General features: G+C 54.4%; 23 protein-coding genes. 11 read left to right on the top strand and 12 right to left on the bottom strand.

Annotated elements, in window-relative coordinates; genetic code table 11:
- The 9 genes from KRAC_RS73505 to KRAC_RS60265 form a co-directional block, all read right to left on the bottom strand.
- Positions 1 to 472: hypothetical protein (locus KRAC_RS73505; protein ID WP_157508455.1), on the bottom strand; the 472-nt coding region annotated here is incomplete at its 3' end.
- Positions 473 to 596: 124 nt separating this feature from the next.
- On the bottom strand, positions 597 to 818 hold the full coding sequence (locus KRAC_RS60295) for a hypothetical protein (RefSeq protein ID WP_007923737.1): 222 nt from the start codon (positions 816 to 818) through the stop codon (positions 597 to 599).
- 3 nt (positions 819 to 821) lie between these two features.
- On the bottom strand, positions 822 to 1,046 hold the full coding sequence (locus KRAC_RS60290; RefSeq protein WP_007923736.1) for a hypothetical protein: 225 nt from the start codon (positions 1,044 to 1,046) through the stop codon (positions 822 to 824).
- A gap of 6 nt (positions 1,047 to 1,052) precedes the next feature.
- Entirely contained in the window at positions 1,053 to 1,469 is a 417-nt protein-coding gene (locus KRAC_RS60285; protein ID WP_007923733.1) for a hypothetical protein, read from the bottom strand.
- Positions 1,470 to 1,516: 47 nt separating this feature from the next.
- Positions 1,517 to 2,017, bottom strand: a complete 501-nt coding sequence (locus KRAC_RS60280; RefSeq protein WP_007923731.1) for a hypothetical protein — start codon at positions 2,015 to 2,017, stop codon at positions 1,517 to 1,519.
- On the bottom strand, positions 2,018 to 2,212 hold the full coding sequence (locus KRAC_RS60275) for a hypothetical protein (protein WP_007923730.1): 195 nt from the start codon (positions 2,210 to 2,212) through the stop codon (positions 2,018 to 2,020).
- Between the two features lie 23 nt (positions 2,213 to 2,235).
- Positions 2,236 to 2,643, bottom strand: coding sequence for a DUF488 family protein (locus tag KRAC_RS60270; protein ID WP_007923729.1), 408 nt, complete (start codon positions 2,641 to 2,643; stop codon positions 2,236 to 2,238).
- A 14-nt stretch (positions 2,644 to 2,657) separates the two neighbouring features.
- Complete coding sequence (locus KRAC_RS73500; protein ID WP_007923728.1) at positions 2,658 to 2,852, bottom strand: hypothetical protein; 195 nt, start codon at positions 2,850 to 2,852, stop codon at positions 2,658 to 2,660.
- 62 nt (positions 2,853 to 2,914) lie between these two features.
- Positions 2,915 to 3,250 (bottom strand): hypothetical protein, encoded by a 336-nt coding sequence (locus tag KRAC_RS60265; RefSeq protein WP_007923726.1) that lies wholly within the window; start codon positions 3,248 to 3,250, stop codon positions 2,915 to 2,917.
- A gap of 171 nt (positions 3,251 to 3,421) precedes the next feature.
- On the opposite strand from KRAC_RS60265, the gene KRAC_RS60260 reads away from it, so the two are divergent.
- From KRAC_RS60260 to KRAC_RS60245, 4 genes are all read left to right on the top strand, one after another.
- A complete protein-coding gene (locus KRAC_RS60260) occupies positions 3,422 to 3,628 on the top strand; it encodes a helix-turn-helix domain-containing protein (protein ID WP_007923724.1) in 207 nt (68 codons plus the stop codon).
- A gap of 72 nt (positions 3,629 to 3,700) precedes the next feature.
- Positions 3,701 to 3,994, top strand: a complete 294-nt coding sequence (locus KRAC_RS60255; RefSeq protein WP_007923723.1) for a hypothetical protein — start codon at positions 3,701 to 3,703, stop codon at positions 3,992 to 3,994.
- Position 3,995: 1 nt separating this feature from the next.
- Positions 3,996 to 5,780, top strand: coding sequence for a hypothetical protein (locus tag KRAC_RS64910; protein ID WP_007923722.1), 1,785 nt, complete (start codon positions 3,996 to 3,998; stop codon positions 5,778 to 5,780).
- Positions 5,781 to 5,786: 6 nt separating this feature from the next.
- On the top strand, positions 5,787 to 6,839 hold the full coding sequence (locus KRAC_RS60245; RefSeq protein WP_007923720.1) for a helix-turn-helix domain-containing protein: 1,053 nt from the start codon (positions 5,787 to 5,789) through the stop codon (positions 6,837 to 6,839).
- 641 nt (positions 6,840 to 7,480) lie between these two features.
- Here KRAC_RS60245 and KRAC_RS60240 read toward each other — a convergent pair.
- Positions 7,481 to 8,200, bottom strand: a complete 720-nt coding sequence (locus KRAC_RS60240) for a hypothetical protein (protein WP_007923718.1) — start codon at positions 8,198 to 8,200, stop codon at positions 7,481 to 7,483.
- Between the two features lie 180 nt (positions 8,201 to 8,380).
- Here KRAC_RS60240 and KRAC_RS60235 point away from each other — a divergent pair, with 180 nt between their 5' ends.
- The 6 genes from KRAC_RS60235 (at position 8,381) to KRAC_RS60210 (ending at position 15,667) form a co-directional block, all read left to right on the top strand.
- Positions 8,381 to 10,738: a hypothetical protein gene (locus KRAC_RS60235; protein ID WP_007923716.1), complete on the top strand. Its 2,358-nt coding sequence runs from the start codon at positions 8,381 to 8,383 to the stop codon at positions 10,736 to 10,738.
- Positions 10,739 to 10,755: 17 nt separating this feature from the next.
- The gene (locus KRAC_RS60230; RefSeq protein ID WP_007923715.1) at positions 10,756 to 13,014 is read left to right on the top strand and encodes a hypothetical protein; all 2,259 of its coding nucleotides are present in this window, start codon (positions 10,756 to 10,758) and stop codon (positions 13,012 to 13,014) included.
- A 4-nt stretch (positions 13,015 to 13,018) separates the two neighbouring features.
- The gene (locus KRAC_RS60225; RefSeq protein WP_007923714.1) at positions 13,019 to 13,666 is read left to right on the top strand and encodes a hypothetical protein; all 648 of its coding nucleotides are present in this window, start codon (positions 13,019 to 13,021) and stop codon (positions 13,664 to 13,666) included.
- 474 nt (positions 13,667 to 14,140) lie between these two features.
- On the top strand, positions 14,141 to 14,830 hold the full coding sequence (locus KRAC_RS60220) for a ParB/Srx family N-terminal domain-containing protein (RefSeq protein WP_007923713.1): 690 nt from the start codon (positions 14,141 to 14,143) through the stop codon (positions 14,828 to 14,830).
- A gap of 59 nt (positions 14,831 to 14,889) precedes the next feature.
- Positions 14,890 to 15,189 (top strand): hypothetical protein, encoded by a 300-nt coding sequence (locus tag KRAC_RS60215; protein ID WP_007923712.1) that lies wholly within the window; start codon positions 14,890 to 14,892, stop codon positions 15,187 to 15,189.
- 31 nt (positions 15,190 to 15,220) lie between these two features.
- Positions 15,221 to 15,667 carry a hypothetical protein gene (locus tag KRAC_RS60210; protein WP_007923711.1) on the top strand — a complete coding sequence of 149 codons (447 nt, stop codon included), beginning with the start codon at positions 15,221 to 15,223 and terminating at the stop codon, positions 15,665 to 15,667.
- Here KRAC_RS60210 and KRAC_RS73495 read toward each other — a convergent pair.
- The gene (locus tag KRAC_RS73495; RefSeq protein ID WP_157508453.1) at positions 15,664 to 15,840 is read right to left on the bottom strand and encodes a hypothetical protein; all 177 of its coding nucleotides are present in this window, start codon (positions 15,838 to 15,840) and stop codon (positions 15,664 to 15,666) included. The two genes, KRAC_RS60210 and KRAC_RS73495, sit on opposite strands and share 4 nt — an antisense overlap.
- 166 nt (positions 15,841 to 16,006) lie before the next feature.
- Positions 16,007 to 16,198, bottom strand: coding sequence for a hypothetical protein (locus tag KRAC_RS73490; RefSeq protein WP_157508451.1), 192 nt, complete (start codon positions 16,196 to 16,198; stop codon positions 16,007 to 16,009).
- Between the two features lie 84 nt (positions 16,199 to 16,282).
- Here KRAC_RS73490 and KRAC_RS60205 point away from each other — a divergent pair, with 84 nt between their 5' ends.
- Positions 16,283 to 16,645, top strand: coding sequence for a hypothetical protein (locus KRAC_RS60205; protein WP_007923709.1), 363 nt, complete (start codon positions 16,283 to 16,285; stop codon positions 16,643 to 16,645).
- The last annotated feature ends 764 nt before the right edge of the window (positions 16,646 to 17,409 follow it).

Below are 17,409 nucleotides of genomic sequence, written 5' to 3'. Positions count from 1 at the left end.
AGTGTGAGCAGTCACCGTGAGCAGTCGACGTGAGAGCCGAGAGCCAGGCCGCGCCGGTCTCTCCGCCAGTGTGAGCACCAGGAGCTGGCCAGTGTCCGCCAGCTCCGCCGTCTCGTCCGCGCCGAGCAGTCACCGTGAGCACCAGGCCGCCCGCCGATCTCTCCGCCAGAACGTGAGAGCGTGAGCAAGGGCGGCATGCTTGGCCAGGCGTAGCGGAGCGGAGCGGCATGCTTGGCCAGGCCCTTGTGAGCGCGGTGTAACCATAGCCGAGCGCCAGGCCCTGGCCAGCGGAGAGCGTGAGCGTGAGCGTGAGCGTGAGCAGCACCAGGTGCTGGCGTCCAGTTGCGCCAGCTCCGCCAGGACGAGAGGAAGAGCAGCACCAGGCCCTGGTGTGCTGCAGCGGAGAGCGTGAGCAGTCACCGCCAGGCGCCCGCCGATCTCTCCGCCGATCCGCTGCAGCCGAGCAGGACACGAAAAAGCACCAGGCCCTGGTGTCTTCCTGGTGCCTGGTGCTCGTCCGCCTCTCGCTGCTACGTGTCCGCGCTGGCGCGCTGCTCTCCGCTCTCTCCGCCGCCCGCCGCCGCCCTTGTGAGAGGCTACTTTTCAGTGTTCATAGCACTATACCGCGCCCATTTTTGTTCGCTGTATTTCTTCTCTACAATGACGGCGGTTATTTCTGTACCTGCTTTTACGCGCTCTTCTGCTTTGTACCTGGCCAGCGCGGCGCGTCTATTCTCCGCTACATAGTAGCGTATCTTGAGCCAGTCAAGAGTAACAAAGCTATTCCACTCAGTGACTTTTATAATGTGCTGGCGCATAGGCTAGCTCTCTCTGTCTTCCTGGCGCTTAATAAGGGCCTGTAGCTCCGCCCATTTTTCAGGCGGTAACTGTACGTGCTCGTCCGTCTCGGCGTGGTAGTGCCTTATGAGCCTGGCTAGATCGGTGTTTGTTTGCGCCGCGTCCAGTATCGGCGCCAGCGTTTCAAAGTCACCAGCGGAGAGCGCGGCTATGTATGTCTGTAGTAGTTTAGCTGTCTCGGCGTCCATTATCTTCTATCCTCTTCCGTCCGGATAATCGCGATAGTTAAAGTACATGTCTAGCCTCTCGGCGTCTTTAATCGCACTGTCTAGCCACTCGTGAAACGTGAGCAGAGTATCTATATCTACACCAGTATTTTCTAGTGCCGCTATGACTTGCTCAAGTTCTACATCTAGCAATTTAGCTAGTCGTTTAATCTTCTCAATATCTGCTGGCGGCGTGCCTGGCCTATCCGCGCCAGTATCGGTGTCTATTTCTTCTAGCTCGTCCTGGCGGAAGTAGACAATAATATTTCCCTGGCCAGCAAAGGTGACGCCGTAACCGTCCGCCTTATCCTCGTCAATGCTCACAAGCTCACCTATGGTATTGTGCCACTTGCTAGACTCAGGACGGCGGGCATATATCCCAACTGTAGCGCCGATCTTTAGCATATCTCTCTCCTTTGCGGCCCTGGCGGAAGTCGCCAGGGCCTGGTGCTCTAGTACTCGTGTAAGCTCGTATCAGCCTCTAATACATTGCGCTCGGTGAAACCATCAGGGCATAGAGTACACCGCGTACCTTCCCATTGTGGCTTGTGGATGTCTTGAAAGCGGAGAAAGCGGCCCTGCTCGTTAGTAAGACAGGCCAGGCGGACGTGTACAAGCTGTGTAACTCGGCGTACGTCGCCAGCGGCCATAAAGTTCCATTGTAGATTGAACTGGAATGTAAGTTCATTCTCTACCGAGCCTCTACACACTTTCTCACATATCCATCCTTTTCTGTCTTTAATGGCTGTCGCATGCGCTGGCTTATACTGCTCGGAACGTTTAAGCACCGCTTCCGCCGCGATGTCACATGCTTTTTTGATCTCTTCCGCCGTAAATTGCATAGCTTGCTCTCTCTCTTGCCTGGCCTGGCGACAGTCTACACAGTAGCACCGCCCGTCAGGCCAGATTTTACAACCGTTAGGAAGTACCAGGACGGTATAACACCAGCTCATTTACTCGTCTTCCTCTCCGCCGAGCAGGTACAAGCCAGTCTCTACCTTTTGCATAGCCGCGCCGAAAACTTCCTCTTCCGAGATAGCGCCGAGCGGGCCGCCGTCGCCAGGATTGAGAATATAGCCGCCTGGCTCGTCCGCGTCCGTCAGTTGCCAGCCTAGAGCATTGCAGAGTGCCTGTAGTTGTTTGTTCATTTTCTCTCGTCCTTCCTGGTGATTTATAGGTGTACTACTTTCACGCCGAGCCGATCCGCCGCCAGGCGGGCTACTTCTATACGATGGCACTTTGTTTTGCTTGAGCATGCGCAAAAGATAGCGGCCCGCCCGTGAGCGTCCAATACTTCCGCCAGCCTGGCCAGGCCAGCGTCTACGTCCGCTAGCTTTATATGCGGCTCGTCATAATGCCCTGTAAGCGCCTCTTTATACAGCTCGTTACCCAATTCGCGTATATGGAAGTACCGAGCACCGAGCCGAGAGCGGAGAGCGCCTTGTGTGTATCGCCAGTTCTTACTATCAGGATTAAAGCGGACGTCTACCAGCGGAGTATTAAGCGCGGATAACTCGGCTATGATCCGCTCGGCGCGGCCCGCCAGGTATCCAAAGGTGTACAGCGTTTTTTGTGACATGGTAAAGCTTCCTCTCAAAACATGCGGCCCTGGCGATAATCGCCAGCGCCTGGTGCTGCTACTTTTTTCTTGCGCCAGGTTTCAGGACATAAGCGCGCCGATCCGCCGCCAGACACCGCGCCGCACTTAGTACAGCGCCTTTGTCCTTGCCAGTCTTCACGCGCCCATATATGAAGCGGCCCTTTTATCGTCTCGGTGCTCTCGTTCATAGCTTCCACCTAAAGAGGCCCTACCGCCAGGCGCTGGCCTGGTGATAGAGCCTCTATGCATGCTAGTACTCGCTGGCGCTCGGTGCTCGGCGGTGCTCAATATACGCGGTGTACTCGGCGTCGTCTACTACGCTCTCTAAGAACTGGCGATAGCTGGCGGAGCTGGCGCGCTGCTCGGTGTCCGCCTGGCTCTCAATACCGAGCGCGTCACACTCGGCGATAAAGGCCGCCGCGTTAGCGTCGACCAGGCTTACAGCTTCCACACGGTCTAACAAGGGCGTTACCTGGCCAGCCTGGCGTGCCTGGTGCTCACGCTCTAAACGAGCGGAGAGCAGCGCCGCTAGTGCTTGCTGATTGATACCTTGCAACGTCTCAAGACTAATAAAGCCGCTTCTCATGTGTTTCCTCGCTTTCTATCGGTGCTCGGTGCTAAACGGCGTCAATCGGTGCTGACGCATCTATGCAAAGTATAGACTGTATTGGATAGTGTTGTCAACACTTGACTAATCCTAGCAAAGTAGGTATTATTGTCATAGGTTGGCAAAAGTCTACACGAAATGGAGGAACTAATGATAGTGGCTACAGATAAAGCTATCAGCATACCGGACGCCGCCCAACGGCTCGGCGTCTCTACGCGGACGATCCGCCGCATGATTGAGCTACACGAGATACACGCTTTTAAGGTTCTAGGCCAGTGGCGTATACGAGAGAGCGAGATTGAGCGCATCATGAGAGGCAACGAGAGCGAGAGCCAGGCGGAAGACACGGAAGAGTAGGAAGGACGAGCGCAGAGAGGAAGAGTTGACGCCCGTTCCTCTCCGCTAGCCAGTGAAAGGATGCACCTAACCATGGCTGAAACGATTGTACCTCAAAGTAAAGCAGAACACCTAGCTTATCAGGCTATATTGCTATTCTTAACGCTCAAAGGATTATCGCGGGCCGCCCTGGCGGGCGTGGGCCTGGTGCTTATCCTCTTTGTGTTCTCTACAATTATAAACGCTGTAGCGGAGCTGGGCGCCAGTATCGCGGATACCTGGCACCGATCCACATGTATAGAGCAGTTGCTTATTCTGATAGTTGCGTTTCTTTGTGTACGCTACGCTGGCCCGCGCCTGGCCCGCCTACTCAAGAGAGGTCTATAAGATGGAAAAGCAATATCACCAGGAAGACACGCTAGCGCCTATGCTCCGCCCTGGCTCGGAAGGCATGACGCCGTTCTATCGCTTCCTGATTGTCATAGCGGTGTACATGGCCGCGATTATCGCAACATGTGTACTTTGCTGGCTGGCGTTCTGCTACTTCTTTAATCACCAGCTCTTTGTGAGCTTGTGGGACGGTCTAGTACAGCTATGGAACTGGCTAAAGATCTTTGGTTTCATCCTGGCGGGCCTGGCGGTACTCTACACAGCGGGCCGCATAGTCACGAGCATACTAGCCAGACTGCCGAGAGCGCAGGCCGTCACGTTTGACGAGACACAAAACGCCGTGATTTATGGCACCTTCCGCGCTCGTCAATTTGCCTACCAGCGCCCGCCCGTAGCGGAGCGCCGCCGAGTAAAGAAGCTTGTAGGCTCAAAGGTCGAACTAGCACCGCCGAGCCTGGCTATGCAAATAGCTACGGGCCTGCTCTCGGTTGGCATGCCAGACACTATACACGGTTTCGAGCTGGCCAGCATGACGCCCGTACGGCTCCGCTCGTATTCCTCTCTCACTATCGGCGGTACTGGTAGCGGAAAAACACGCGGTAACGCCTGGCGCAACTTACAGCGGGCCATTGTAGACGAGCGCGGCGCCCTGGCTCTCGTTACCGTGTGCGATCCGCACGCGACCAAAGGCGATGGAATAGCGCCGCTTGTCGAGGGCGTAGAGGGCTATATCAGGATAGCCAGGACGCCGCAAGAGATTGTATCCGCTGCTCGTGACTTCTATACCGAGCTAGAGGCGCGGAAAGCGGGCCGATCCGCCGAGCGGACAGGGCCAAAGAGCTTTAAGCCGCGTCACATTTTCTTTGATGAGTGGGCGGCCCTTATGGACACTAAAGCGCCTGACTATCCTTACAGCGCGGAAGATAGAGCGCTCTTCCTGGCGGTGATGCTCGGCTGTGTGCGTGAGTATCGCGGATACGGCGGCTATGGACATATCAGCATGCAAAATCCAAAGCAGTCGAACATAGGTGATGTCACGCTACGCGATGATATGCCCTTGCTGCTCGTCCATAAGGTGAGCGAAAATACATGCTCGTTCATTTATCCGAGCGCGATAGAGGCGGAGAAGCGGAAGCAAGTCTTAAAGCTGAAAATGCGCCAGTGCTTTATAGACTGCCGTACGGAAGAGTACCAGGCTACAGCCGTACTACCAGACATCGAGGACGATATGGCCCTAGACTTTCTGGCGCTGATGCAGGACGCCGAGCTAGCGCCGCTTCCTGCTCTCGTGTCTCGTCCGCCAGCGCGCCAGCTCCGCCAGGCGTCAGCACCAGGCGCTGGCCAGGACGAGATGTTAACACTCAAGGCCAGGGCGGACGCGCTAGAGCAGTTAATCAGCATGCTACAGGGCGAAAAGCTTACAGTACCAGACATGCCAGACACGCCAGTAACACCGCGCCGTACTCGTCCGCTCACCGAGCAGCGCGCCGAGCACATATACGAGGGCGGATACTCCGCCGAGCCGATCCGCCAGGACGAGCAGCGCGCCAGCTCCGCCAGGCGGAACACTGACGAGCTAGACACACCAGGCGCTGGCCAGCACCAGGCGATAGGCCGCGAAGTTGTTTTAGAGCAGCTAGACGCTATGATCTCAGGTAAAATGACTGCTCACGATTTTCTCAAGTGGGCAAAGGCAAACGGCGGACGCAAGTACACGAGCCGCCGCCAGGCGATACAGCAGCTACAAGAGCTTGGCACCGATATTGAAGACGAAGAGGAGTAAACACCGATGGAACGGATACAGACTGGCATTAAGCTTTTTTTCTGGTTTGCTTTCCTGGCTTTCCTGGGGGCATCTATACCACATGTCGCCTACTTCTTCCGCGCTTTTGAGCCGCTCGGCGGCGCGGACGATAACTGGTGGTGGATAGAGAGCTACGGTATAGCCGTAAGCATTGATCTTACCGTCTTCCTGCTCTCGGTGACGGTAGCACAGTTACACCGCCAGGGCCGATCATTGGGCCTTATTGTCTCGGTATGGGCCTTTATCCTGGCGCTGTCTGGCCTGTCCTGGTTCATTAACTACAAGTACGCTATGCACTTTATTAACACGAGCATGATTAGTCCTACTAAGGTGACACTGCCGTTTATCAATATTCTGATACCGGACGTTAACCCTGTCATTGCTTCCTGCTTTCAAGTCCTGGCGATTGCGTACACATGGATCAGTGACAAAATAGCAGCGGATGAAAAACCAAAGACGGCGGCGGAGCTAGAGGCGGAAGCGAACGAACTAGCTTCAATCTCAGTTCAAAAGCAGCGCATAGCAGCAATCAAAAAAGAAAACAATGTCACTGCTTTCGGCGGATTAATCGACACTGGCGCGGATGTCTTTGGACACTTCAAAAGCCGCGTATTGAAGACATCAACAGATGTTCAATCGCCAGCACCAGAGGCAATCAATGAGCAATCAAAAGAGGCTACTACAGAGGAACTTGAACTATTAGAATTGCAATCAAAGTCAGTTGAAGAGGACAATCAAAACGACAATCAAAGTCAGTTGGAAAGCGGTGAAAACGTACCAGAAATTGACAATCAAAACAGTACCTTACAGGGCCTGTCAGGCCGTAGTACGATAAGCATTGAAGAGGCGGCTACAATCCTTCAATGCGAAATCAAAACCGTTAAGGCGTTACGCGCCAGCGGTAAATTAAAAACCGCTGCAAAGAACAATGAACGGATCACGGTAGCATCAATCAAAAGCTACGCCGAGTCACGAGAGAAAGTTAATCAACGCCCGCGTACCAGACGGACAGAACCACAATTAAGAGCGGTGAAATAATCGCATCTTAATAGGATTAATACCTGCTCGTCACAAGAAACAAAAGCTAGTCGCCAGACAGAATAAAAACTATTCAATATCTGGTGACTAGCTTCTTTTTGTATCAGTATTAATTTATTCAAAGAGGAATAAATAACTAATTAAAATACTAATATTCAAGCTCAAAAATGCGTCACGTCACAACATAACGTCACGTACTAAATACTAGCGGAGTATCTTTTTTTATTCTTAGTAGGTGAGTACGCTAGTATTTTACTTCCACCAGGACGATAAATACAAAGTATTTTCCTGGTGTGACACTGGCGATTTTCGCCAGCGTGACGCGCCGATCCGCGCCAGCGGAGTAGAAAATATTAATATTCAAGCTCAAAACGTGGCCGTGAACGTGTCAGCCGTGACGAAAATAATATTTTACTCGGCGGAGCTGGTACGCTGTTATGTCACACTGGCCAGCGCCTGGCGGAGATGTCACGCGCTATAACTTCCGCTTCCGCTTCCACTTCCGCGCCAGCCAGGACGAGCCATGCCGCCGAGCTGGTGAGTAGTGCGCCTGGTGGAAGTTGGCACCGATCCGAGCACCAGGCATAAAAAAGAGCAGCGCCAGTATTGACGCTGCTTTGTGTATTGGAGTTATGCAATAGTTACGCGGCGGATTGTAGCAAGTTCTCACGCTCGAGAATATACTTTAACGTCTCTACCTCTCTCGGATGATTCCGCAGAATTTCTATAGCTCCGGCGGGGTCGTCTTCCAAGTCGTCTTTATCTAACCCGACATCATCCATAACCCGCTTTACCAGGCTTTGAGCTTCCGCTAGCCTTTTTGCATCAGCACTTGCAATAAACTTTGAGAAAGCATACAGCGCAAACAGTAAAAGCAGCCCTACCAGTATAACGCCGAGCACATTTATATCAATGCCGCTCTCATCTCCGTTATCACTTTCACCTGGCAGGGCGGATGGAAAAGACACCGCGCCTGCTGGCGTAGACGCTACCAGGCTGACGCCTCTTTCATTCAGGTAAGCTAATGTGTCTCTATCAGGCATACCAAACCAATTAAGCGGGCCGACCTGTACCGGAACGGCGGGCGCTGGTGCTGGTGCTGGTGCTGGTGCTGGTGCTAACACTGGCGCGGTATTCTTTGCGGCGGCGTCCAGCTCCGCCCAACGCTGGCGCTCTTCTGTAGTAAGAGAACTAAGAGACAACCGCTTGCCCTTAAAAAGCTCTACCTGCTCTTTAATAAGCGGTTGACGCATGCCAATTCTAGGCAGTCTGGTAAGAACACCGCGCCCTACAGCGTGTTTTATCGTGATGTTCTTGACTCCTAGCAGATTAACGGCTTCCTCATAACTTATTGGCGTCATGACCTTCCTCATTTCGCTTGACTGTATTGGAACTATTGTGTTATACTTTTGTTTAAGAACAGGTGCTTTATATACCAATTTTAACACATGATTCAAAATAGTGCAACACTTCGTACTTGTGGTGTCACACCACATGCCGCGTGAGCAGTCACGCTAGCAAGCTTATAGAAAGCTTTACCGATGGTACAAACACCACCAGCCAGGACGCCAGGACGCCAGGACGCCGAGCAAAAGGCGCCTAGCCTGGCCCTGGTGATTAGCAGGACGATTGAGGCGGACGACGCCGAGAGCGTGTACACGCTGGCGCCGAGCCTGGCCAGTGCCTCTTTAGAGGACTATGCAAAGTATAAGAGCCGCTTAAAAGAACACTTTAAGCGGCGCGTCTCATTTACCGATCTAGAAAAGCTCGTCAAGGCCGCCAGGACGAGCCGCGCCAGCTCCGCCGAGAGAGCGGAGAGGGCCGCCAGACGAGACGCGGCGGCGGAGGAAGAGCTACAGCTACCGGAAGACGCCCAAAGGCTATGCACCGCGCCTGGCGGCGTCACGCTCTACTATAGCCCTAGCGTGGGCTATATCGCGGAAGCGGTGAAATATTGTCGTGTCCTGCTCGGTGCTACTCTCCGCTTTGAGCGCTACGCAACTGGCAACGACCCGGACGCACCAAAGGCATTTATAGAGGCGTGCGTATGCCAGCCAGGAAGCGAGCTAGTTGTAGCAGTCGTTAATCTCTCTCGCCAGAAGGCTAGAGAGCTAAATTGCTGGTCTAATCTAGAGGGCAAGATTATTGATCTACCAGGCGATGAAAAAGACTCTCTTTTGCTCTACAAGGCTATCTCAGCACATGCTACGCGTGAGGTGATAGCGGGCCGTCTCGTCAATCAAACGCTCGTGACTCGTTTTGGTTGGCACGAGCACCAGGGCCAGTACTACAACGTGCGTGCTAATGGCTGTATCGGCGCTGATAGCTTGCATTATGATAACCTCTCTCCGCTGGCGGTGCGGGCGCCCAAAGGTGTGCTACAACGCTTACCAGCGGAAGACGAAATAAACATGCATGACGTTGACGGCGGCGTTTTTCTTGAGCTGCTACAGTTCTGGCGGGAGGACGATTTTCTGTACTATCCGCTGGCGCTGCTTTTTAGTTGTGCTCGTATCATGCTACCGCATATACCGGAAGCTGGCATAGTTGACTGGCAACTAGAGATGTTTGGAAAAACGCTCTTCAATAAAACAACTGTTACCAACTGGATGTTTGCTGTCTTCTTTGGTGACTACTGGCATGGTAGCCCTACTGAGATAACAGATAGAAAGGTCGGTGACACCGGGCCTGGCCTGATATGGAAAGAGGCCCGCTTACACGGCGTAGCCTATATGGACATAGATTACAGTGCCAAGCCTGTAGAAGTTAGCCGCTTAACGCTGCTTATGGAACGGCGCCTAGAGTCTCTCGGTAAGACGCGAAACAAAGCAACAGCCGGAGAGAAGGGCAAGCGGTACGGTGAAGGCTCGGAAACAAGGCCAGACGGCGGCGGCCTGCTCGTCCGCACTGGTGAGAATGATCCGCACGAGTACACCATAAAGCAGACTGATAGCGAGAGCACGGACGCCGCCGCCGTCACCTACAAGTTTTACGGTGATTCTTTCAAGCATATGGAGGCTCGTAAGGCCCGCTCGGAGTGGATTAAAGAGCAGCGGGCGGAGCTATGCGGCCTTGGTATCCTTTGGACACAGTGGCTGGCCCGCCAGGACGCAGACTTTGTTAACGCCCTTTTTACCGAGTGCAAGAAGAAAGTACGCGAGCTTGTTTCCACGCGTGCTCAAGAGGGCGGCTATACACAGGTGCATATCAGGGCTAGCAACGCGCTAGAAGATATGCTGATTGGTTGTCTTTTCTTCCTGACGTTCTTAGAACAACAGGCGGACGAGATACAGGGCGCGCTAGACATCTACAGCTATGTAGAGAAGCAACTTGACGGCTTTATCAATGATCGGCTCTCGGCGGCGCATAACCTGGCCCTGGCCTATCAGGAGAATAGAGGCGGAGCTACGCAAAGTGAGAGCCTGGCGCGTCAGATCGGTAAGGCGATTTACTACGCCGTCACACATCAGAATGCACACTTTGAGAATGAAGCGGGCCAGATGCCAGGCTCGGCGGATATGCCAGCAGGAAAAAGCGCCGAGCCGCACGCGGGCTATAAGGAGATACGTGTAGAGAGCGGAGAATACCAGGCGGGCGGCGTCCTGCTCGGTGTTATCACGCCAGCATACCTCTACCTCTCTCCTCAAGATTTGATGCCCATACTTGAGCAGAGAATTAAAAATTGTCCTGCCAGGCTTGTTTGTTGCCGAGCCTTAGAAGAGGCAAAGGCGCTCGTCACCAAAGAAGACGCGACACGCAAGTACTACACCGTTCGGTTAGAGCGCGGCGGAGAGCATTACTTCAAAGTACCGACCTGGCTTGTTTACGGTGACGAGGAAGACGAGCACCAGAACACCGAGCACCAGGAAGACACCGAGCAGAACACCGAGATCAATTAGAAAGTGAGCACCGAGCAATGACACAACATTTTACGCTTACCAGTGAGCTTGCACACCGAGCAATGGCCCTGGCAAAGAAGACGACAGGCACCGAGCACCAGACGCTGGCCAGCACCGAGCCGAGCAGCGCGCCCGCTACTCTCCGCCGCTTCCGTTCTGATAAGTTCAGGCCATGCAAAGAGGAGCTAGACGCCTGGCGCCGCTACTATAGCGCGTGTGCCTGGTATCAGAATAACCCGCTACATGATAGCCCTTTTTCGCTGGCGCTTCCGTCCGCATGTGACGAGCAGGACGCCGTATGCAATGCCCTAGCCTCTAATAAGCTGATACTCTACTTTGAGGCATGCCAGGCCGCCGAGATGGACACCAAAGAGGGCCGCCAGGCACTGGAACCGCGCCAGTTTACCGAGCGCTTACGCCGAGCCTACCAGGCTAAAGACGGCGCGGCGGTGCTCGTCCTGGCGTCTAACTTCCGCGCCCGCCAGGACGAACTAGACGAGCTAGAACAAGCATTGCGTAGCGCCTGGTGTCTGCCGATCGGCGCCGAGCAGGACACCGCCGAGCCCCAGGCGCTGGCCAGCGGAGAGCAGACACCGCCGAGCAGTGGAAACCAGGTTTCCAAAGAGCAGCGCGCCAGCTCCGCCAGGACGAGCCAGACACCAGGCGCTGGTGCTGGCCAGACACCGCCGAGCAGGACAAAGGAAGTCAAGAATAGGGCGCGTGCTGTCGTCCTGGCGGACGTACACGCGGGCCGCGCTATCATGCCGAGCGGTGACGTAGTGACGTTTACGCCGCTGTGCTCACTGGCGGAGCTGGCCAGGACGATAAAAGCAGCGGGCCTATGTGACCAGATATCACTATCTGGCGCGCTTCCACCAGACTATAAAGCATGGTTAACTGATGCTTCCATGTGGGACGAGCACACAACCGCGAAACGTGGTATGTACTTTGATCTAGAGCAGGAAGAGTATCATGTAGCCCGCTACCAGCACCGCGTGAGCAGAGAAGAGCTAGACGTACGTTCATTGCATGCATGGTACGGTGACGCGGTGTACACAGTAGAGGAAGCTCACCAGGCGCTGGCGCTGCTCAATCAATACATCCGCGCCGCCTTTACGCAGGACGATAAAGCGTATGCTACGCCCGCGCTCACCTTCCAACAACTTTGGACACGTGAGAACCGGATCAAAGGCCGCCAGTTTCCGCCGCTACCGGAAAAGGTACGCGAAAAGATCCGCGCCAGTTCTGGCCAGGGCCGCGTAGAGATGTGTACGCTTCCTGGTGTGACAAAAGCGCCTGTACACTACTACGATGGAATATTCATGTACTCGGCGCTCTCATGGGGCATGGCTACAGACATAGCAGCGGAAGACGAAAAGGACGAGTACGCTGGTAAAGTTCCTGCTCGGTATCGCATCCGCTATACAGTACCTGCTACCTGGCAACATGTAGGCGTCTTTATGACGCCGAGAGACGCGGTAACAGGCCGCCAGGCGGATAGTCACGAGTGGGCTTATCCTGGCCAGCAAGAGGCGGGCCGCACCTTTGAGACGTGGGCGGACGGCGCCGAGATAGACGCGCTTATACAGTCAAGATACTACCAGGCGCCAGCGGAAGACACCAAAGAAGCGAAAGCAGCGGCGTACACCAGCGCCTGGCGGAAGACGGCGGACGCCTGGCGCATCAAGATACTAGAGCGTATCGTCTTCAAAGTAGATAGCAAGAATAAGCCGCTAGACGACATCACGCGGAAGCTGGCGGATATGAGAGACAAGGTAGAGGCGGACGCCAGGCTAGCAGACGAGAGCCGCCAGAATGTCTATAAGCTGGTGCGCGCTGCTCTCCGCAATATCCTACTACACGGGATCGGCTCGTTTAATCGCCATAACCGAGACGTGACGTACATTCTCCGCACTGACGAGCCAGCGCCAGACGGCTACACTGGACGCCGAGCACTGGACGAGACACACGAGATATACACCGTTCCACAGCCTGTCGAGAAGTACACACAGCAATTTGAACATCCTGAATGGCCCGCCCTGATATGGGCAAGATGCCGCGCTCGTATGACAGCGTGGGCGCTCTCGCTTCCGCGTGAAGAGATCATACTTTTCAGGACTGACGCCCTGGCGGTGACAAAAGATCAGCCGCAATGGAACGGTAACACCAGGCGCGGTACTCTCCGCCCTAAATGGCGCATTGCTAAAACGGTGAAAGCTCCGCATAGCTTTGAGGAATTCGACGCGCTCACCAGTAAGTACGTAAAGGAAGCATAAAATCATGGCACAATCTGAACAGGCACGCTTAATTAGCTCTCTTATGGGCAAGGGCTACAGCATGAAAGATATTGCGGCGCTTACTGGACGTACACCGCGCTATATCGGTTTCGCTCGTGATAGTGAAACTAAGATAGGACGCGGCGGTAAAGAGACGCATGGTAAAGGCCAGAACCTGATACCAGCTCTCCGCCAGCTAGACGAGAAGGGCAAGCTATCGCCCGCCGAGATGCCAGGACGGCGGACGACAAAAAGCGGAGCTGTCGCAAAGGTGCGCAAAGGTACGACCGTGACGACTACCAGGCGCGGTGTACAGCACACCAGGACGACAGTAAAAAAAGGCCCTGCTACAATCCGCCGAGCCTTACAGGACGCCGCGAAAAATAACAAGCGCGTCCGGTGGGATGTCAATTTCAAGAAGGGCAAGACAACGAGCGATCCAAACAAGAGAAATATGTGGGCCAGCGGTGCGCCGTACGGCGGTATGTCTGCTCAAGACTTGCTTAATAGAATTGATAATCCACAGTCTGGCGATAACTGGCGCGCTGGTGATGTCAACGGCGCGCTGGCCAGCCTGGCGATACAACAAAGTCCTGGTGTTGTATCCGCGACAGGCCCGCAAGAATATAACCTGTTTACAACCGATAACTAGCACCAGGCCCTGGCCAGCGTTACACACGTTACCAGGAAGAGTATTTTTCCGGTAACGTGTGTAACGTGTAACGTAACGTTTTGAGCTTAAATACTCCGCCAGCGTGACATAACAGCGTACCAGCTCCGCCAGAATATAATATTTTTCGTCACGGCTGACACGGTCACGGTCACGTTTTGAGCTTGAATAAGGAGTATTTTCTACTCCGCTGGCGCGGATCGGCGCGTCACGCTGGCGATTTTCGCCAGTGTCACGCCGAGCATAAAAAAATAACCTGTCTACACACCGAGAGTAGACAGGCATTCTTTAACACCGAGCGTTAGAAAGCTTTACCGATATTCTTTTTTCTACGCTGTTACCGACATTGTAACATGCTCAATAAAGCGACGCAAGATACAGCAGAATAAAAAAAATACTCACGTAGTCCTGGCGATTTTCGCCAGTAAATCAGTTTCCTAGAAAGCGAGAGGACATATGCACACCTTTGAAGAGGCAATAACTATAGGACTAAACGAGATTGTAGAGTTAGAAGATATACCAGATAGGCCGCTCAATACTGCAAATGTAGAGGCCCTGGTAGCAAGTAACGAGCCGGATAAATGGCCGCCGATTATTGTTACTCCGCTCGGAAATAATAAATTTGGGCGCATTGCTGGTAAGCACCGAATAGAGGCCGCCAGGAAACTAGAGCGCAATTATATTAAAGCTCTTGCCCGCATGTATCCCACAAAAATAGATATGTACGCGGATAGTTGGGAAGACAACGCGAAAAACGGTCTTCCTCTCACCACTAAGCAGCGCAAAGAGTACGCGGTAAACCTGCATAGGCTACAGCCGAGCCTGTCATATCGTGAGTTAGGCCGCCGCGCTGGCTTGCGTCACGAGACGGTAAAGGCCGCGATAGAGGAAGAGAGCCAGGCGGAGAGATCGGAAGAGGATAAGGAAATAGACGCCTGGTGCAAAATGGTAAACGGTCTGCATGCTCGGTGCCTTGACTTCCTCAATAAAACGGACGACTACAATGTGAGAGACAGCGCGGCTATGCTCGTAGCAACGTACACGCCAGACGAGCTAGAGGACGCCGAGCTTACTTTTGATCTTATGTGGCGCGTTTTGCGAGATGCTTACATCCTGGTGCAAGAGGAACGGAAGAAATTAGCATAAGTACCAGGGCCTGGTGTACATCTTCCGCCAGGCCCTGGCGGAGAGGAAAAGGCAAAAATATGGACGAGACAGAAAAAAGCCGATACGAAAAAGAGGGCTATATGTCAGGAATGAGTATAGCCTATCATAATTGGTGGCAACATAGATTTATTCGTGGTATGTTCATTATTCTTCCTGTAGATGTCCTATGTAGGCATAACTACGATAAGAGATATAGCACACCAGCACACTATGAAGAGTTTAGAAAAGGCTTCCATGATGCTGCTGTTTCCACATATCAGGGCCTAATGGATGGCCGCATAGATTCGCGCCAGCTTTACACCGCGCTCTCGGAGATGTTTGAAGTACCAGAACCATAGACACCGATCGGCGGAGAGGAAGAAAGCTATCATGTTTGAACATTGCAATATATGTCATATGAGCTATGTTAGCCCTGACGAAGACAAAATACACGAGCAGCGTCATAAGGCCTGGCTAGAAGATGCCAGCTTAACAAAAGAGGAATACAGGAAGCTCATAGCAGCGGACGATAAAGACTTTCAAGGCGTCCGCGTTAAAGGCTATTACTATGGTGATAGCGGATTGTATCGTAAGATCGTAGAGAACATTGTCTATGACTATGAGGATTCTGTATTCCGGCGCGGTGACATGCTAAGCCACCTACAACTAGAGTACTTACACCAGGAAACTATAAGCTTGCCACTTAAGCAGAAAAAGAGAATACGCGACATGCTAGCATGCGATCTACTACAAAAAATCACGGCGGACGATGAGTTATGGCAACATATCAAAGATCATTTTGGTATGTCTAATCTGCTAAGCGATAGAGAAGATTAAGAGAGGACGAGACGGCGGGCGGCTCGGCGGCGGAGAGCAGCGGAGAGCGGAGAGCAGCGGAGAGCGGAGAGCAGCGCCAGGGCGGAGAGGAAGACGAGCAGCTGCACCAGGCACCAGGCACCAGGCGGACGAGCAGCACACCAGGGCCTGGTGCTTTTTCGTGTCCTGCTCACGGTGACTGCTCGGCGCGGACGAGACGGCGGAGCTGGCGGACACTGGCCAGCTCCTGGTGCTCACACTGGCGGAGAGACCGGCGCGGCCTGGCTCTCGGCTCTCACGTCGACTGCTCACGGTGACTGCTCACACTGGCGCGGATCCGCGGCGCCTGGCTCTCGGCTCTCACGGTGACTGCTCGGCGGAGCTGGCCAGGGCGGGGGCGGAAACTGGACGGCAAAACTTGCCAGCGTGAGAGCAGAAAACGCCCGACGGTATTGGTAACTTTTGCGGCGGCGCCTGGTGCTCACGGTGACTGCTCTTCCTCTCGGCGGAGAGATCGGCGCAACTGGCCAGCGCCTGGCGGTGACTGCTCACGGTGACTGCTCACGGTGACTGCTCACGGTGACTGCTCGGCGCGGATCGGCGGCGCGGTGTACACAAAAATACGAGAGTGACTGCATGTGTGCTCACTGGCGCGCCAGCCTGGCGGGCCTGCTCGGCGTCTTCCTGGCGCACAATATTGTGCAATGTCAATCTGACGCGGCGGGCGCCTGGCGCTCTCACGTTTCCGTGTTTATCCGCGTCTCTCCCGTGTCTCTCCCGTGTTTTTCCTATGTTCTGGTGGAAGACTGGCCAGCGCCTGGCGGTGACTGCTCGGCGGAGCTGGCGGACACGGAAACTGGACGAGACGGGCGGACAAGATCGGCGCGGAAACTGGACGAGCAGCGCGGGCGCCTGGTGCTCACGCTCTCGGCGGAGCTGGCGGACACGGAAACTGGACGAGACGCGGACACGCGGCCTGCTCTCCGCTGCTCACGGTGACTGCTCACGCGGGCCTGGTGGAAGAGCAGCGCGCCAGGACGGGCAAGAGAGGCCCTTACGCGGCCCTGGTGCTGTCTGGTACGCTGGCGGGCGCTCTCGGCTCTCACGGGCGCCTGGTGCTCACGGTGCCTGCTCACGCTCACGGGCGCCTGGTGCTCACCAGGGCCTGGCCAGCGCCTGGCGATTGCACCACATTTTTGCACCACATTTTTGCACCACATTTTTTTTTATGCACCACATTTTTTTTCAAAATGTGGTGAAGCTCACGCGGCCTGTAGCGCGGCGTAAGGGCATTGCACCACAAACACCACATTTCACCACACTGTTTTTTGTATTTATGAAAAATAAAAAGAAAAAAATAAAAAATCGCGGCGCCTGGCGGTGACTGCTCGGCGTTCTCTCGTCCTGGCGGAGCTGGCCAGCACCAGGTGCTCACGCTCTCCGCTGCTCTCGGCTCTCGGTGCTCGGCGGAGCTGGCGGACACACGGCCCGCTCTCCGCTGCCTAACACCTGTTAGGGAAGAGCTGGCTATGCTCTCCGCATAGGAAAAAGCAAGCGGACGCCAGTCGCTAATGTCCGCTAATACGTACAAGCTATGCTTCTTAGACGTACATACGTACAAGAGACACAACTTGTACGGAAATTTGTACGGCCCACGGGCATTAGTAGCTCTACGGTACAGGGAAGCGGAAAAAGACAGAGAGGCAGAGCGAGCGACAGCGCAGCTTCCGCGCCGCAGCGACAGCAGCGGCTGCCGCCGCCCC

It is taken from the genome of Ktedonobacter racemifer DSM 44963 (assembly GCF_000178855.1).
Classification (GTDB): Bacteria; Chloroflexota; Ktedonobacteria; order Ktedonobacterales; family Ktedonobacteraceae; genus Ktedonobacter; species Ktedonobacter racemifer.
Note: the sequence above shows the minus strand (reverse complement) of the source record. Positions and strands in the feature narration are given on the sequence as shown.

What these genes read in the sequence shown, in the direction of transcription:
- KRAC_RS60295 (WP_007923737.1), bottom strand. Translation starts at nt 818, where the DNA reads ATGCGCCAGCACATTATAAAAGTCACTGAGTGGAATAGCTTTGTTACT.
- KRAC_RS60290 (WP_007923736.1), bottom strand. Translation starts at nt 1,046, where the DNA reads ATGGACGCCGAGACAGCTAAACTACTACAGACATACATAGCCGCGCTC.
- KRAC_RS60285 (WP_007923733.1), bottom strand. Translation starts at nt 1,469, where the DNA reads ATGCTAAAGATCGGCGCTACAGTTGGGATATATGCCCGCCGTCCTGAG.
- KRAC_RS60280 (WP_007923731.1), bottom strand. Translation starts at nt 2,017, where the DNA reads ATGAGCTGGTGTTATACCGTCCTGGTACTTCCTAACGGTTGTAAAATC.
- KRAC_RS60275 (WP_007923730.1), bottom strand. Translation starts at nt 2,212, where the DNA reads ATGAACAAACAACTACAGGCACTCTGCAATGCTCTAGGCTGGCAACTG.
- KRAC_RS60270 (WP_007923729.1), bottom strand. Translation starts at nt 2,643, where the DNA reads ATGTCACAAAAAACGCTGTACACCTTTGGATACCTGGCGGGCCGCGCC.
- KRAC_RS73500 (WP_007923728.1), bottom strand. Translation starts at nt 2,852, where the DNA reads ATGAACGAGAGCACCGAGACGATAAAAGGGCCGCTTCATATATGGGCG.
- KRAC_RS60265 (WP_007923726.1), bottom strand. Translation starts at nt 3,250, where the DNA reads ATGAGAAGCGGCTTTATTAGTCTTGAGACGTTGCAAGGTATCAATCAG.
- KRAC_RS60260 (WP_007923724.1), top strand. Translation starts at nt 3,422, where the DNA reads ATGATAGTGGCTACAGATAAAGCTATCAGCATACCGGACGCCGCCCAA.
- KRAC_RS60255 (WP_007923723.1), top strand. Translation starts at nt 3,701, where the DNA reads ATGGCTGAAACGATTGTACCTCAAAGTAAAGCAGAACACCTAGCTTAT.
- KRAC_RS64910 (WP_007923722.1), top strand. Translation starts at nt 3,996, where the DNA reads ATGGAAAAGCAATATCACCAGGAAGACACGCTAGCGCCTATGCTCCGC.
- KRAC_RS60245 (WP_007923720.1), top strand. Translation starts at nt 5,787, where the DNA reads ATGGAACGGATACAGACTGGCATTAAGCTTTTTTTCTGGTTTGCTTTC.
- KRAC_RS60240 (WP_007923718.1), bottom strand. Translation starts at nt 8,200, where the DNA reads ATGACGCCAATAAGTTATGAGGAAGCCGTTAATCTGCTAGGAGTCAAG.
- KRAC_RS60235 (WP_007923716.1), top strand. Translation starts at nt 8,381, where the DNA reads ATGGTACAAACACCACCAGCCAGGACGCCAGGACGCCAGGACGCCGAG.
- KRAC_RS60230 (WP_007923715.1), top strand. Translation starts at nt 10,756, where the DNA reads ATGACACAACATTTTACGCTTACCAGTGAGCTTGCACACCGAGCAATG.
- KRAC_RS60225 (WP_007923714.1), top strand. Translation starts at nt 13,019, where the DNA reads ATGGCACAATCTGAACAGGCACGCTTAATTAGCTCTCTTATGGGCAAG.
- KRAC_RS60220 (WP_007923713.1), top strand. Translation starts at nt 14,141, where the DNA reads ATGCACACCTTTGAAGAGGCAATAACTATAGGACTAAACGAGATTGTA.
- KRAC_RS60215 (WP_007923712.1), top strand. Translation starts at nt 14,890, where the DNA reads ATGGACGAGACAGAAAAAAGCCGATACGAAAAAGAGGGCTATATGTCA.
- KRAC_RS60210 (WP_007923711.1), top strand. Translation starts at nt 15,221, where the DNA reads ATGTTTGAACATTGCAATATATGTCATATGAGCTATGTTAGCCCTGAC.
- KRAC_RS60205 (WP_007923709.1), top strand. Translation starts at nt 16,283, where the DNA reads ATGTGTGCTCACTGGCGCGCCAGCCTGGCGGGCCTGCTCGGCGTCTTC.